The sequence below is a fragment of the Amycolatopsis sp. lyj-90 genome, from assembly GCF_046549035.1.
Lineage (GTDB): Bacteria > Actinomycetota > Actinomycetes > Mycobacteriales > Pseudonocardiaceae > Amycolatopsis.
The window spans coordinates 156620-173152 of the sequence record NZ_JAJPWP010000011.1 but is presented as its reverse complement, the minus strand read 5'-3'; the positions used below and the strand labels follow the sequence as shown (position 1 = coordinate 173152).

General features: G+C 64.8%; 4 protein-coding genes. 2 read left to right on the top strand and 2 right to left on the bottom strand.

Annotated elements, in window-relative coordinates; translation table 11 throughout:
• Positions 1 to 200: 200 nt before the first annotated feature.
• On the bottom strand, positions 201 to 1619 hold the full coding sequence (locus ACLJPX_RS35325) for a hypothetical protein (protein ID WP_410604690.1): 1419 nt from the start codon (positions 1617 to 1619) through the stop codon (positions 201 to 203).
• A 979-nt stretch (positions 1620 to 2598) separates the two neighbouring features.
• Between ACLJPX_RS35325 and ACLJPX_RS35320 the strand changes: the two genes are divergently transcribed.
• Both ACLJPX_RS35320 and adhE read left to right on the top strand, forming a co-directional pair.
• A complete protein-coding gene (locus ACLJPX_RS35320) occupies positions 2599 to 7863 on the top strand; it encodes a type I polyketide synthase (RefSeq protein ID WP_410604689.1) in 5265 nt (1754 codons plus the stop codon).
• A gap of 701 nt (positions 7864 to 8564) precedes the next feature.
• Positions 8565 to 14669, top strand: a complete 6105-nt coding sequence (adhE, locus tag ACLJPX_RS35315; protein WP_410604688.1) for a bifunctional acetaldehyde-CoA/alcohol dehydrogenase — start codon at positions 8565 to 8567, stop codon at positions 14667 to 14669.
• A gap of 375 nt (positions 14670 to 15044) precedes the next feature.
• Here adhE and ACLJPX_RS35310 read toward each other — a convergent pair whose 3' ends face one another.
• Positions 15045 to 15863, bottom strand: a complete 819-nt coding sequence (locus tag ACLJPX_RS35310; protein WP_410604687.1) for an alpha/beta fold hydrolase — start codon at positions 15861 to 15863, stop codon at positions 15045 to 15047.
• Between the last annotated feature and the right edge of the window lie 670 nt (positions 15864 to 16533).

Sequence of the window (16533 nt, the reverse complement as noted above, 5' to 3'; positions counted from 1 at the left end):
TGATCAGGGTCGCCGCGAGCAATTTCTCGGAATCCGGGAACCCTGTTGCACTTGCGCAAGTCGAATCCGCGGTCCTGAAGGTTTCCCGGTCGCGATGTCGGCTCGATCTGCGAGGCGGCCGTCACCGAGGTCTTGCTGGGGCAGGCTTTGAACGCAGTCGTCGTGCGGTGGAAAGGGCACCCGGAGGCGCCGGGTGCCGTTCAGGAATCCCAGATCGCGCCGTGTGTGGGGATGCCCCGGCGCTCGAGTTCGTTCACCACCGCCCAGGTCAATTTCTTGTTCGCCACGCAGACCACCGCGTCCGCGCGGAAGTCGGTCGCGACACGATGGGCCAGTGTCACGACGTCCGGTTTGCCGGCTTGGTCGGTGTTGATGATCAGCGCATCCGGTACCAGTGAAAGAACTTCGTCGACCAGCGCGTTCCCGTAGGTCTTACGCGGATCGCGGGTCACCCAGAGCAGTGCCAACGGCTTGTTCCGAGGGCGACCGAACATCGGGGAGAGAGCCGGCCCGATCCCGCTACCGGTCACCACCCACAGCAGGCGGTTGGCCAAGACGTCCACCCCGCCGACACCGTGGACAGAACCGCCCCGTACCCAGACATGGTCGGGTGGGGCGTCGATGAAGCGGCTGGTCCAGTCACCTGCCCGGGACACGATCACGCGATACCCGGTGGTGCCGGGAGCCGCAGCTATGGTTGCGAACGAATGCCATTCACCGAACGCTGAGCGGCTGAAAGCGGTCGTCGAACCGGCAAAGGGCTGCCAGGCTTCATGAAAGGTGACGATCGCGGCATGCCGGGAAGGGTGCGACACGGTGATCGGCACGCGACGCAGGCTCAGCCAAGGGAGCACCACGCTCGTTGTCACAAGCATCAGAACCCACAGTTGCGGGGCCGTCAGCAGGTCGTACCAGTCTAGCCCGCCGGACAGTTCCCACGAAGTCACGACGGTCTGCGCCCACATCATCGCCAGAGCCAGCCATCCACCGAACCGGTGGGTGCGCTCGAAGAGATTGTGCCAATTCCGGCGCACGACGGGCAGGGCCAGGACGCAGATCCCGATCAGCAGCGCGCAGACGAAGTAGGCCAGGACGAGGGAAACCGGCAGGGGCCCCGGTCCCGTGGCTGACCGGGTCAGCTGCACCACGAGCACGACGAACCACCCCACAGCGGCGATCGAGCCGCCGACATGGATGCCACCGATGTGGTAGACCTTCCCCGCGGACCGCCGGAACCAGCGCGGCCAATGCGGCGGGGTCAGCCGTACCAGTGTCCACAGCGCGTTGATCACGTGCCGTTGGCGGATAAGCACGGCCAGCGTGAGGTTGACGAGGGTGGCGTCGTTGGCGAACGACAGGTCCTGTCGGTAGAACAGCAGTACGGCGTTGATGGCGATGATGCCCGCGGCGAGCCGGTGATAATGGAAGAAAGCCGGTCGTTTGGCGAACTTCTGCCAACGGTTCGTGGGCGGTAAGTCAACTCGGCGCGGGCGCGGAATCAATAGTCGGGCCCGCTGAGGCGTGGGAGCGGGTACCTCGGTCGCCCACGCGGCGTGCCGTGAGCCGGAGTGCCCGCCGTTGGACGGCTCAGGTCTCGGGCCGCGGTGCGCGCCGGTCACGCCCAGTTCCGGCGCGGCGTGCCGAGGAAGTCTTCCGGAGTTCGCCGGCCACCACTCATCGGTGGTGTCCGGCCGAGTTCCTGTCGTCATGGTATGGCTGCCAATCCACCCTGTGTCTCAACCGGAGAATTTGGTCATGATCGTCGATAGGTATTCGCTGTATCTGGATGGAGCAAGTAGATCTCCTGGGTGGCCAAGTTTCCAGAGGAGCGTGCGAGAGTGAGGCTATCGGGGCAGTCCTGCTGGACAGATCTCCGCGCTTGCCGGGAAGTACGGTCCGGACTTCGGTTCGATGAGGCATATTGCTTCGGCGACCTGGTCACCCGCCAAACTCCCATTGACGAGGAACCGTGATTCTTGTGCCAGTGAGCGACACATGCGGTTTCGGCTAGCCTGTAATCGACTCCGTGTTGCGCCGCATCAGTACTTCGTGCGCGATACGGGATTTCGGTCGCTCGAAGTCGCCGGTGAAAAGCTGGGTTTGTTCTCCCGCGCTATCCGAACGGTTTCTGCCGTGAATCGCCTGCCTTGGCGGCTCGTGGTCGTCCGAGGACCGGATCGAGTCCGTGTGCTCGTTGTGACTTGCTTCCCCCCTCGGGGCGAAACCGCGTGGACTTTATTCGGCGGCGCCCCGATCTGCGCCGCGCCATGGAACCCTTCCGCTTGCCGCGCGAGATCGATTGGCACTGGGCGATATTTCGATCAGCGCTGAGATTCCCGACCTGCCGGTGAGCTGTGATCGCCCGAATCTTCGGCCGAGGTCGTGTCGGCGGCCGTGGTCCCCGCTCGGATGGCCGCGTTGGACCGGTGCCGGGACGGTCGTCGCTGGAAGGGCTTGTCGGACGCGGCGTCGTTCCGTGAGCCCGGCCGACGTCGGTGTCCGGCGTCAAGAACCTTGAGTCTTTTGGGCAGAACGAGTGACCGAAAAGCGTTATTTGTCACTTTCAGGGCTAGTGGATGCCAATCATTGGAACCCACGGTGACGGAAGAGGTCGCCTTCCCTAAAAGGCTCAAGAATGGCCGTTCGATTCGCGCTTTCCTGAAGCCGCGTGATGTTCACCTTAAGGACGATATCGATATGAACGATGCTCGCGGGAGTCACGCGATCGCTATTGTCGGCCTTGGCCTGCGAGTGGCAGGTGGTATCAACGGCCCGGAGGAATTCTGGAGGTGCTTGGCCCGTGAAGACTCCATGGTCGGGGACCTGCCGGAAGGTAGATGGGCGGCGTACCCGGTATCTGGCCCGGCGGCTTCCGCTGCGGTCGGACGGGCTACGAGCCGGGCCGCCTATCTGGACGACGCTGCCGGTTTCGATGCGGAATTCTTCGGCATCACACCGCGCGAAGCGGCTTTGATGGACCCGCAACAACGGTTGATACTCGAGGTGTCTTGGGAGGCATTGGAGCATGCCGGAATCGCGCCGTCCTCCCTGGCGGGCAGCAACACTGGAGTCATAATGGGTGTCGGCGGTGGTGAGTACGGTCAGATGTTGCTTGCCGCGCCGGAGAACATCGGCCCATGGAGCAGCATCGGCGGTAGCTACTGTGCGGTCGCCAATCGGGTTTCCTATTTCCTGGACCTGCGTGGACCGAGCTTCGCGGTCGACAGTGCCTGCTCGTCATCCTTGGCCACCCTCCACCTCGGAACGCAGGCACTCGGTTCTGGCGAATGTGATCTGGTGATCACCGGTGGTGTCAATCTGATCGCCGCGCCCGCGCAGACTTTGTCACTGGGCGCCTCGGGTGCGTTGGCCACTGACGGCAGGAGCAAGCCCTTCTCCGCGTCCGCGTCCGGATACGGCAGGGGCGAAGGCGCTGCCGTGCTTGTGCTCAAGCGCCTTCCGGACGCTCGCCGCGACGGCGACACCGTCCTCGCGGTGATCCGTGGGAGTACTGTTCGGCAGGATGGACGCACCAACGGCATCATGGCTCCGAACGGACGCGCCCAGATCGAGATGCTGACGCGAACCTATCGTCAAGCGGGCATTCCGGTGTCCGCGGTGGACTATCTCGAGGCCCACGGCACGGGCACGGCGCTGGGCGACCCGACCGAAGCCGAAGCGGCGGCGACGGTGTTCGGCGCTGGACGCGCGGCCGGACGCCCTTTGCTGATCGGCTCTGTCAAAGGCAATGTGGGACACCTGGAAGCAGGTGCCGGCGCTGTCGGCGTCATCAAGACCGTCCTGGCGATGCGACACGAACTGCTCCCGGCGACGGTCGGCCTTCAGGAGGGGGTGAATCCCCAGGTGGCAGCACAGTCGTGTCTACGGGTGGTCGATCAACCAACTCCTTGGCCGCGCGACCCGGACAGACCGCGAATCGCGGCGGTGTCGAGTTTCGGCTATGGCGGCACAATCGGTCACGTCGTGATCGAGGAGGGTGACCCCTTGGCGCCCGGGCGTCCGGACGAAGCCTCGGACAACCCTCTACTTCTGGTTCTTTCCGCAGCATCTTCTGAGGCCGTTCGAGATACGGCCGGAGAACTGGCGAACGTGCTGGAAGCCGGTTCGTCGGATCTCGGCATGGTGGCGAGTGCTCTGGCGGTGCGTCGTTCCCATCTAGCCTGGCGGACAGCGGTCGTCGCGGAGAACCGTGACCAGGCGATCAGCAGGCTTCGCGCCTGGTCAGGCGGGAAACAGGTGCCGGGAGTGGTGCACGCCAGGGCGCGAGACGAGAAGACCCGACCGGCGTTCGTGTTCTCCGGACATGGTTCCCAGTGGGCTGGGATGGGACGAGAGCTTCTGCTCCGAAGCCAGGAGTTCGCCGCGTCGTGTGAGGAACTCGATCCCGTCTATCGTGCCGAGAGCGGCTTTTCGCTGATCGGAGCTTTGGAGCGTGATGAATTCACGCGTACCGACCGGATCCAGGCGATCATGCCGGGTGTGCAGCTGGGGCTGCTGCGGGTTTGGGAGGCGTACGGCGTCCGTCCCGCAGCGGTCGTCGGACATTCGATGGGCGAGATCGCAGCGGCCGCGGCCGCCGGGCTGTGGAGTGCCGAGGATGCCGCTCGTTTCGCGTGCCGCCGGGCCGCCCTGCTCACCGCGGTAGCCGGCCGGGGCGCGATGGCCCTGCTGGACATGCCTTTCGACGAATTACGGTCGCGGCTTGCGAGCGCCCCCGGTCTCGAAGCCGGGATCGAGACCGCTCCGGGCTGGGCGGTGGTCGCCGGTGACGCAGACCAGGTGGAAGCCTTCGTCAGGGAAGCGACGTGTGAGGGGCATGTGGCGCGCCGGGTCGCCTCCGACGTCGCCTTCCATAGCGCGAGTATGGATGGTTTACTCGAAAATTTGAAGCACGTGGCCGAGGAACTGCCGTGTGGTCGTGCGACGCTGCCGCTCTACTCGACGGCTCTATCCGATCCACGGTCGACGGTGCCTCGGGATGCGGGCTACTGGCAGCGCAACATGCGCGATCCAGTCCGGTTTGCCACTGCCGTCACAGCCATGTTCGAAGACGGCCACCGACATTTCCTCGAGGTGTCGCCACACCCCGTGGTCGGGCACAACATCCCACAGATCGCGGAAGGACTGGGCGTTCGCGGAGTCACGGTCGCGCACTCGCTCCGCCGTGGCAAGCCGCAGCTCACCGAACTGACCGAGCAACTCGGCGAGCTGCACTGCGCCGGCGTGCTTGTTGACTGGAGCGCTTCTTGGCCGAGGTCCGAAAGGGTCGACTTGCCGCGCGTAGCGTGGCAACATCGGCCCTTCTGGCTCCCTGCGGCCGCTGTCGGCCAGGGCGGCCATGATGTTGACTCGTATACCTTGCTGGGGTCGAGGCTCGCGGTGGCGACGAACCCTCCGGCGGACGTGTGGCAGACCAGGCTGACACCGGGCACTCGGCCGTATAAGCAGCCTCACACGGTACACGGGGTCGACATCGTGCCGGCCGCGGTGCTGTTGGCGACACTTATCGCGGCTACATCGACTGGGGCCGGGCCGTCTCGACGACTGCGCGACGTGAAATTACGGACGCCCTTACCGGCCGAGCAGGACCGAGCGGTCCAGGTCATCAGTCAGAACGGAATGGCGACCGTGAACTCGCGGCCGTACGACGCGCTCGCCGATGCGAACTGGATCACGCACACCCAGGCGCACGACGGGGGACCAACTGTCCTCACACCGGACGACATCCCCATCGGCATTACGGCTGCTCCGGAGGCACCGGTCGGAACGGACCACGTGATCGACTTGCTCCGCCCCCTGGGGGTCTCAGGGCTGGCGTTCGAATGGAAGGTCAACCACCTCGTACACGACGAGTACACGGTCACCGCGACCGTGTCCGCGAACGACTTGCCCGCGAGCTGGGTCGTCATTCTGGATGCAGCGACGACGCTTGCGTCGCTGCCGCTGGCACGCCAAGGCATCCACCGTATGCCTGCGGCGATCGAGTCCGTCGAGGTGACCGGGCCCGCACCCGCCACCGCCCGGCTCGAAGCGGTTCTGCGTGAAGGCACAGCGGACGTCATCGACGTCACCATCCGTGGCATCGACAGCGAGGCAGCCGCCCGCGTAACCGGGTTGCGGTTCGGGCTCCTCGACATCGACCATGTTGCCGACGCCGATCCGGCCACGCTCTTGCACGGCCTGAGCTGGCAGCCGGTTCTGGCCATGCCGGCTCAGGTCGATGACGGGCGAGCGGTCACCATCGTTTCGGCGAGCCCGACTCCGATGACCGGACTACTGACCCGCCACTTCGCCGGAGCCGAAGTGGTTCAGACGGCCGACGAGATTCCGGCTGGCCCACGGGACGTGATTTTCGTTGCTCCGTCGGATAGTTCGTCCCTTCCGGATGAAACGACTTACGAGTCGTCGGTGCGGAATCTGACGGCGCTGGCGCAGACTGTCCAGTCCCTTGTCCGGTTTGGCGGGACAGGCTGCCGACTGTGGATAGTCACGTCAGGGGCCCGTGAATGCGCAAGGGAGACCGCGCTCGCGACACGACCGTTGTGGGGCGCCGCCCGGATCATCGCCACGGAACACCCCGAGTTCCGCTGTGGGGCCGTGGATCTCGCCGATGACAGTCCGACGTCCGTGAACCTACTCGCCGACGTGGTAAAGCAGGACCTTGCTGAAGATTGGTTGTCCATAAGTCCCGACGGCATCGAGGCTGCTCGGCTGGTACCCCGGCCGCGGCGTTCCAAGACTCCGCGTGATCGGCTGGATCCCGATGCCACCTACCTTGTCACCGGCGGTTTTGGCGCCCTCGGCCTCGAAGCCGCTCGGCATTTGTACGGCAGAGGCGCGCGCAATCTCATCCTCGTGGGGCGTCGGGGACTGCCTGATCGCGCACTCTGGCGAGACGCCCAGGACGAGGCCCAGCGTCTGGCGATCAGCACCATCGAAGAACTCGAGCGGGCAGGTGCCACCGTGCGACCGGTCGCACTGGACGTGACCGACGACCAGGCATGCCGCGCACTTCTCGCTCCGGATGTGTGGGGGATGCCGCCGATTCGCGGCCTGGTACACGCGGCGGGTGCCATCCACGGATGCCTCATCGACGAGCTTGGAGACTCGGCTGTGCGCCAAAACATGCACGCCAAGGTCAAGGGAGCACTTGTCCTGCATGATTTGTTCCCGCCCGGGTCGGTCGACTTCATGGTGCTGTTCTCCTCGACCGCGCCGCTGGTCACCCTGCCCGGCGTGACTGCTTATGCCGCCGCCAATGTCTTCCTCGACGGACTCGCGGCACACCGGCGTCGACGTGGAGACAAGACCAGCGCGATCGCCTGGACCGCGTGGCGTGACAAAGGTATGGGCCAGTTGAACGCCGACAGCCTGCTCAGCATGCGTGAGCAGGGTTTCGGCGGCATCACCGTCAGCGAAGCACACGAAGCATGGAACTGCCTGCATGCGGTCGACGACGGCTACGTAGTTGTTGTGCGCCCGACGACACCTCCTGCCGGCGGGAGGAATTCATTCTTCGAGCATGTCGCTGACCGAAGCATCGGCGAGAAACAGGAGCAGCCCCCAGTCGGTTCCCTGCTGCGTGCTCTGCCCCCGGAGAGTCTCTTCGGGGCCGCGCTCGACGAGGTGCGGAGGCAGGTCGCAGACGAGACCGGTCTCTCCTTGTCTCAAGTCGAGCCGGATCGCCCGTTCATCGAGATCGGACTTGACTCGGTCATGAACATTTCGATCCGTGGGCGTCTCCAACAACAGACGGGAATCCACTTGCCGGCCAGTATCATGTGGACTCATCCTACGTCGGCGGAACTGGCGCGCTACCTCAGCAAAGCCGCCCTCGGATGAGTCTCCCACCTCCTCATCGGGGCCGCAGCCCACCGTAGCCGGTCCGGGCGCCGACCGTCTCGACTAATACGAGACATCCAGGCGTCACCGGCTTCTTGGTGGCAGCATGACGAATTCATTCAATATCTGTAGCCTGATGAAACGGGATCTCAGGTTCGTGACCGATTCATCCTTGTCGCCGATGATGCGGGCGGCGAGTTCCGACAGCGGACACACGCCTCGGGAGATCGCGCAAGCCACGGTTCCGCCGGCTGGAACTTCTTCGGCCTGCTTTCGTACGTCAGAGATAGAGGCGTGGTCCAGGGGGCTACCGCGGGTGAAGACGAGGCGAACGCTCTCGCTGGACGCCTCCGAACCGGTGGAATACGGAGCGGATGTCAAGCGAATCGCGTCGGTCGTCCTACATGGCGCGTGGCCTCGCGGTGCCGGCGGTGCTGTGCGATTCCAATTTTATTCGAACACTTTGTTTCACCTCCTGACTTCCGGGCAACCTTGATAGACGAACTACTTGCGAAGGCTCCTGCTTCTGCGTCGTCGCATATATACAGACTGTAGTGCGCCGGATGACCTTGATGTCGACTGTGCTGGAGGCGACCTGTTCCGAGACGGCCGACGGTCTTTTCCGGTATTCGACCGAGCGGATAAGCGCGACTCCGATGAACCTGCCGGCAACGACGGGCGACAGAAGGATATGAGTGTCGATGGGTACTTTCCGGATTTCATGGGAAGACGTGGCCGAGTTCGCGGAAGCCAGCGGTGACGTCAATCCGCTGCATGTGGACCGTCGCTATGCCCGCCGGACGAGTTTCGGCGCTCCGGTGAGTCATGGGGCCCTGGTCGTTCTCCACGCCCTCGGCGCGCTCCCATCACGTGCGACACCACTACCGATCGTGAGGTTGTCCGCGCGATTCCACGGCGCGGTTTTCCTGGATGAGCGGTATGAGGTCACCGTCCATCTGCGATCCGATACCGAGATCCGCCTGCAGGTCACCGGCGCGCGACAGTCGATGGTCGACATCGTGCTCGAGCTGGATCCGGCAGGGGAGTTCCTCTCACCGGCCATGATCGAGGGAAACCGCAGGACTTCGGCGGCCGAACGAACACTCGGCGATCTGGACGTCGGAGCGTTCGGCGTCGGCTATCACGTCGATCCCGTTTCCTACCAAGACACGCTGAGGCGTTCTGGTGCGGAGCTCACCGGTATCACCAGCGCGCACGCGGCGATGCTCGGCTGGGCGAGTTATGCCGCAGGGATGGAAGTACCGGGTACCCAGTCCCTGATCTCGGCCATGACCGTGGATCTGCGGAACACGGATCCGGGCGACAGCCCCTCGATCGAGATCCGGCGGCTGGAAACGCGCTATCGTCTCATCGACTTCGTCGCCCATCTTCCCGGGTACGGGCAGGCCTGCGTCAAGACGGTCGTCCGTGACCGGCCGCGAGAGTCGCGGCTGGAGCAGGTCCGCGCGCTCGTGGCCGGGGCGGACTCCTTGGCGGGCCAGGTCGCGGTCGTCGTCGGCGGGAGCCGTGGTCTCGGTGCGAGCCTGGTGCAGGCTTTGGCCATCCTGGAGGCGGAGGTGTATCTCACCTTCAGCCAAAGCCAGGAGGAAGCGGAGAGGATCAAGGCGGAACTCGGCCCCGATGGAGACCGCGTGCGATTGATCCGATGCGACGCGGCCGATCCTCAAGCGAACGAACGATTGAGGGCCCAACTGGCCGAACAGCACGCTCGGGTCGACATACTGGTTTTGAACGCTTTCCCCGCTTTTCAACCGTCACCGTCTGACGAGAACGCCACTGCGGCGGCCATGGCCTACGTCGAAGGTGCCCTGGCGACCGTCGCGGTGCCGCTGGGGTGCTTCGGTCCCGTCCTCGAAAAGGGGCAAGGGTCTGTCCTGCTCGTATCGAGCGCCGCGGTGGACAACCCACCTCCGGGCTGGGACCACTACGTCGCGGCCAAGAAGCGGGCGGAATCTCTGCTGGCGGGCATCGTCCGGGAACGCCCGCTCGCAGGGCTGGTCGCCCGGCCACCGCGACTCTGCACCGGGTACGCGCCCGGCCTGACCGACACCCCTGGCATGGACGTCGAACCGGTGGCGGCGGCACTCGTCAAACGCCTGCCGCAGATCACTGTCGGAAGGGTCGAGCGGATCGACCACTTCGGTGGCGTGGCCGACGCCAAGAGGGAAGCGGCCCCTGAGGCCACCCTCTCCGTGACGGCCACTTTCACCCTCGACCCGCTCGCCGTGCCGCTGCGATCGTGGTGCGATCGGCTCGGCCTCTCGGTCGAGGTCGAACTAGCCCCCTACGCACAGGTTTTCCAGGAGTTGCTGAGCCCCTCCAGCACCCTTGGCCGACAGTCGTCCGGATGCGGATTCGTACTCATCCGTTTTGACGACTGGCCCCCCGAAGACACCGACCGAAACCTGCGCGATCTGGCCGAAGCCTTCCGTACCTTCAGCGCTCGTGGAGGGGTGAGGGTGGTCGTCCAGGTCTGCCCGTCGCCGTCCGTGACACACCACGAAGACCCGCGGGAACGGAGACTCGCCGAGGCCCTCGCCGGACTCCCGGGAGTTCATTTCCTCGGAGTGGACAAGTGGTCAGGCGGGTTGCCCGTCGCTGAGCCCCACGACCCCGCCCGGCTCCGCCTGGCCCACATTCCCTATACGCCGGAAGCGTGCGTGGCACTCGCGACAGGGGTGGCCCGATCCGCCAACTCGGTGCTCGGAGCTCCCTTCAAGGTGCTCGTCCTCGACTGCGACAACACGCTGTGGAAGGGAGTCGCGGGAGAGGACGGGGCACACGGGGTGACTGTCCCGGAGCCGCAACGGCGAGTGCAGGAATGGGCGGTCGCACTACGCTCGCGTGGCGTCTTGCTGTGCCTGGCGAGCAAGAACGACCCTGAAACCGTGGCAGAGGTCTTCCGCCGGCGTGACGACATGCCACTGCGCGCGGAACACATCACCGCACAAGCGGTGAGCTGGCACGCGAAGTCCGAAGGCATCCGCCGCATGGCGGAGGAACTGAACCTCGGGCTGGACAGCATCGCTTTCCTCGACGACAACCCCATCGAAGTCGCGGAAGTACGGGCGGCGTGCCCTGAGGTCCTGGCGCTCACCCTGCCGTCGTCCGCCGATGCCGTACCCGCCTTCCTCGACCGGATCTGGGCCTTCGACCGGCTGGTCGTCACCAACGAGGATCTCGGGCGGGCGGCCGCTTACCAGGCCGACCGTGAACGCGGCGATCTCCGGAGCAGCGGGCTGAACTTCGCCGACTTCATCGAGAGCCTGCGGCTTGAAGTCGACATCCGGCCCGCCGCCGATGACGATCTCGCCAGGCTCGCTCAGATGACACAACGGACCAATCAGTTCAACGTCAGCACGATCCGGCGCCAGGAAGCCGAATTGCGCGCCCTGCTGGCCGAGCCCGGTGTCACCTGTGAAGTCGTCCGTGTCAGTGACCGGTTCGGTGACTACGGCATCGTCGGCACGGCGATCCAGCGCGTCGTCGAGGGCGCGGTTGTCGTGGACACCTTGCTTCTCAGCTGCCGCGCGCTCGGACGCGGTGTCGAGCACCGGATCGTCGCCGCTGTCGGCGCGTACGCGCGAAGCCTGGGGCTGCCGGTGCACATCCCGTTCCGGGAGACGGCAAAGAACTTGCCTGCCCGGCTCTTCCTGGAAGAGATCACCGGCAAGAACGGACCCGATTCGAGCGAAGAAGCGGTGTTCATCCTCGGCTCTGTCGAAGCCGCTGCTGTGTGTTTCCGGCCGGATGCCGCCGAATCGGTCACCGTGAAGACCAAGACGTCATCAGCCGCACCCGGTGCGATCCACGAACGTCCACTCGGCACGCTCGCCCATCTCGCCGAAGAGCTCAGCAGCGTCACCGCGATCTCACGATGGCTCCATGACGGGACTCGTTCCGAGATGGGAACAGGGTCGGGGCCACCAGACGACTCCGCCTTGCCGGTCATGGTGACGATCCTGTCCGACGTCTTGGCCTTACCTCGGACGGAGTTGACGGCCGAAACCCGGTTCGCCGGACTCGGGGCCTCATCACTGGCCTTCGTCGAAGCCGCCGTCGCGCTCGAACCGCACTTCGGCCCGGTGGACCTCGGGGCCTTCTACGAGTACGCCACACTCGGTGACCTGGCCGCGGTACTCGGGCCGCCCCGAAAGACGGGGGAGGTCACCGCGGATCCTCCCGGTCCGGACCTGAGGTCGGTAGTGGACGAACTCGTCCGTCGAGGAGACAAAGCCTTGGGCGAGTTCACCACCATGTCCCAGGAAGAGGTCGACGCCATCGTCGACCGCGCGGCGATGGCCGCGCTGGGCTCCCACGTCGAGCTCGCGGAGCTCGCGGTGCGGGAGACCGGTCGCGGTGTGGTGGAGGACCGTGCCGTGAAGAACCTGTTCGCCATCGAGCACGTGTCCAAGAGCATGTCCGGGCTCAAGACCGTCGGTGAGGTGTTCCGGGACGATATCGCCGGGATCGTCGAAATCGCCGAGCCGGTGGGGGTGATCTGTGCGGTCACCCCGTTCACCAGCCCCACCGCGGTGGTGATCTTCAAGGCGCTGATGGCACTCAAGACACGCAACCCGATCATCTTCTCCTTCCACCATTTGTGCTCCGAAAGTGGTGTCGCCGCCGCCAGGATCGTGCGTGACGAGGCAGTCCGTGCGGGTGCGCCCGAGCACTGCGTGCAATGGATGGATCTGCCCAGCCGGGAAGCGACACGCACCCTGATGGGGCATGACGGCATCGCGGTGATCCTGGCGACGGGCGGTGACGAACTGGTCAAGGCCGCTTACTCGTCGGGGACGCCCGCCATCGGTGTGGGCGCGGGAAACGTGCCCGCCCTGATCCGCTGCGACGCCGATATCCCGCGCGCGGTCAACGACATCGTGCTGTCCCGCACCTTCGACAACGGCACCAGTTGCGCGGCGGAACAGACCGTCCTCGCGGAACGAGCCATCCAGGACGTCGTCCTGCACGAATTCGACCTGTTGCACGCGTATCGGTTGACACCGGAAGAGAAGCGCGAACTCGAGCTCTTCCTGTTCGGCGCCGAGGCAGGAAGCCCGGAATGCGCGACCGCGGTCCTCAACCCGGCGTCGGTCGGCTTGGGGCCCGTCCGGTTGGCCGGCCTCGCCGGGTTCGCGGTGCCCGAAGAAACTTCTCTCCTGCTGGCCACAGTGGACTCGATCGGTGAGGATGAGCCGCTGACCCGGGCCAAAACCTGTCCCGTACTGGCCTTCCTGACCGTAGAGGACACCGAGCACGGGATCGACCAGGCGATGCGGGTCGTCGATCTCCACGGCCGCGGACACACCGCTGTCGTGCACACCCGCGATGAGCGCTTCGCCACCAAGTTCGGCAATGAGGTGAAGGCCGTTCGCGTGGTCTGGAACTCACCTGGGGCACAAGGAGGAATGGGAGATCTCTATAACGCCTTCCTCCCGTCGTTGACCCTGGGTTGTGGCTCGTACGGCGGAAACTCCTTCTCTGGCAACGTGAGCGCGGTCAATCTGCTCAACATCCGGCGGATCGCACGGCGGAACAACAACATCCAGTGGTTCAAGGTACCGCCGAAGATCTACTTCGAGCCCAACTCCCTTCGCTACCTCGCCGACATGCCGGACGTCAGCCGGGTCTCGATCGTGAGTGGACCCACGGTGGCCAAACTCGGTCACGTGGAGAAGGTGAGCCGGATCCTGCGTTCCCGGGCGGAGCCGGTCGCCATCCAGGTACTCGACTTCATCGAACCGGAACCCGGCGTCGACACGGTCGCCCGGGGCGCGGCGATGATGCGGGAATTCCAGCCGGACACGATCATCGCACTCGGCGGCGGCTCTTCGTTGGACGCGGGCAAGGTGATGTGGCTCTGGTACGAACATCCCGACGTCGACTTCGACGATATGAAGGAGCGATTCCACGACATCCGCAAGCGGGTGTTCACCTTCCCGAAACTCGGCGAACGGGCTCGTCTGGTCTGTGTGCCGACGACGTCAGGGAGTGGATCCGAAGTCACCCCCTTCGCGGTCGTGACGGACAAGAGAACAGGAACAAAGTACCCGCTAGCCGACTACGCCCTCACCCCCAGCGTGGCGATCGTCGACCCGGTGCTGGTTGGTGATCTGCCGGCGGGCATCGCGGCCGACGGCGGCTTTGACGCGCTCACCCACGCCACCGAGGCCTATCTCTCGGTGTTCGCGAACGACTACACGGACGGGCTTTGCTTGCAGGCCATCAGGCTGATCTTCGGCCACCTCGAGCGTTCGGTCCAGTACGGCGCGAGCGACCCCGAGGCAAGGGAGAAGATGCACAATGCCTCGACGATCGCCGGAATGGCCTTCGGCAACGCGTTCCTGGGAATCGTGCACGCGATGGCGCACACCCTCGGCTCCACTTACGGTATCGCACACGGCCGGACGAACGCGGTCCTGCTACCCCACGTGGTCCGCTACAACGGAACCCGTCCGACAAAGCTGACCGGCTGGCCCAAGTACGAGAGTTACCAGGCGCCGCAACGAATTCAGGACATCGCCAGGATGCTGGGGCTTCCGGCGGGCTCCCCGGACGAGGCTGTCGGATCCTACGCGGATGCCATCGAGCGGTTGCGCGACGCGGTGCACCTGCCGAAGTCCTTCAAGGAGATCGGCATCGATGAGGCCGAGTTCATCGGCGCCCTGCCCAGGCAGGCCGTGAACGCGTACAAGGACCAGTGCGCACCCGCGAATCCGAGAATGCCGGTGCTGAAGGACATGGAAGGTCTCATGCGGGACGCGTACTACTTCGGCGAGTGACTGGAAGCGAAATCGATCCACGAGAACCGGGATCCGGGTGACCGGACCTGAGGCTGCTTGTCCCGGACGCCGTGATCGCGGCCGGGTTGAACCCGGGTGCTCAGCCCGATCAGCGGGACCACCGACAGCATCGCCGTCCCCTATGAGCGGGACCGGCCTGACGAGCAGCACTTGCACCCTGGCTCGAGCACGACAACACTCAACGCCGCCACAGCGTATTTGGAGGACATCCACTCACCAGCCGACTGTAATCAACCTGATGGCCGAATGCGCCTGGCCGCAGGTGCCTCAACGGTGAAGGCAGACGTGAGATTCCTCGTAGGGCACAGATTCTGCTGCTGTATCGATGCGTTCGGTTGAAGTCTGCTGTCGTCGTCAGGCGAGGAAGTGTTTGATGCGCTCGTTGAATTCGGCAGGGTGGGTCGCGAATGCCAGGTGTAGCGGGATCGTGTCGAACTCCGAGTCCGGCATCGCCGTGTTCACCCAGATGCGGGCGTCCTCGGCCCAGTCCTCACGCGCGAGGAAGAGTGTCGGGACGGCTGAACTCGCCGCTGTAGCTTCGGCCGAGTAGTCGCTCGTGGTGCCATCCGCCAGCGAGGCCATGGCGACGTGTTCCGGTGTCTGCATTCCTAGTTCGACGATGCGCTCGATATCGGCGGGAGCGGCGTCGGAGCCGATCATGTAGCCCGCGTAGTCGGTCCAAAATCCGAGCCGGTCGTCGAAGGCGGCTCGAAGTAACGAGACGATGCCGTCGTGGCGGAGTGGGGCCTCGCCCCACTCCGCAGGGTTCGCGGGGTCGGCGGGGACTTTCGGGGTCTCGTCAACGAGGACGAGGCGTTCGACGCGGTTGGTGCCGTGACGGCGCACGTAGCTCAGAACGTCGAGCACGCCGAATGACCAGCCCAGTAGGGCGAATCGGTCGAGACCCAGCGCATCGACGAGCGCTGCGAGGTCGTCGCCACGCTGAGCGAAGGTGTTCCCGGTGAGCGGCTTCGAGGAGCCGCCCTGCCCGCGAGGATCGATGGCGATTACGTCGAAACGGTCGGCGAGTTCGGTGAGTTGATGCACGAAGAAGTCCGCGGAGCAGGTCCATCCTGGCAACAGCAGAAGCCGCGGGCCGCTCCCGGCGCGTAACACACGAAGGGAAACGCCGTCGGCGACCTCGACGGACGACTCAGTCACGAACGAGGGCAATGGAGGAAGCACACTCGAAATCATCATTACACTGTCGCAGAAAAGTGGAGTATTTGCACTATGTAGGCCGCACCGGATGCGAAAAGAACCCTTCCAGGTGTATTGGTCTTACCGCAGGTAGAGGTTCCGCTTGGTTGAACTGTAACGTGGTGTCGGCTTCGTCGGGAATCCACCGGCCAAAGGAGTCAGGAAGGTTGTGTTCGGCGGCGATGACCGTGGGTTGTGTGGCCGACGCGTCATGGTACCGGTCGATCCCGGTGCTTCTTGTCCGAGCTTCCCCGGGGCATGTTTGTCCCTTCGATCTGGCCGGTCATCCGGCTGTGGGTAGATGTCATACGGCCGAGCTGTCTCGACACAAGTAATAGCCCGAAAATTCGAGGCCGTACGCAAGTAATTTGCTCATTCCGCCGTTTCTTCTCACTTGATTTGCGTGCTGGAGTGCCTTGTTCGCTCTAGACGCGTACTACTTCGGCGAGTGACTGGAAGCGAGATCGATCCACGAGAACCGGGATCCGGGTGACCGGACCTGAGGCTGCTTGTCCCGGACGCCGTGATCGCGGCCGAGTTGGACCCGTTGCTCAGGACCAAGCAAATCGTCGCGCGTTCGTGTTGACCCGCCAATCAACGAACTGGACGGCGAGGTCTCATCAGCGAGGCAAGTGCCCGCCCG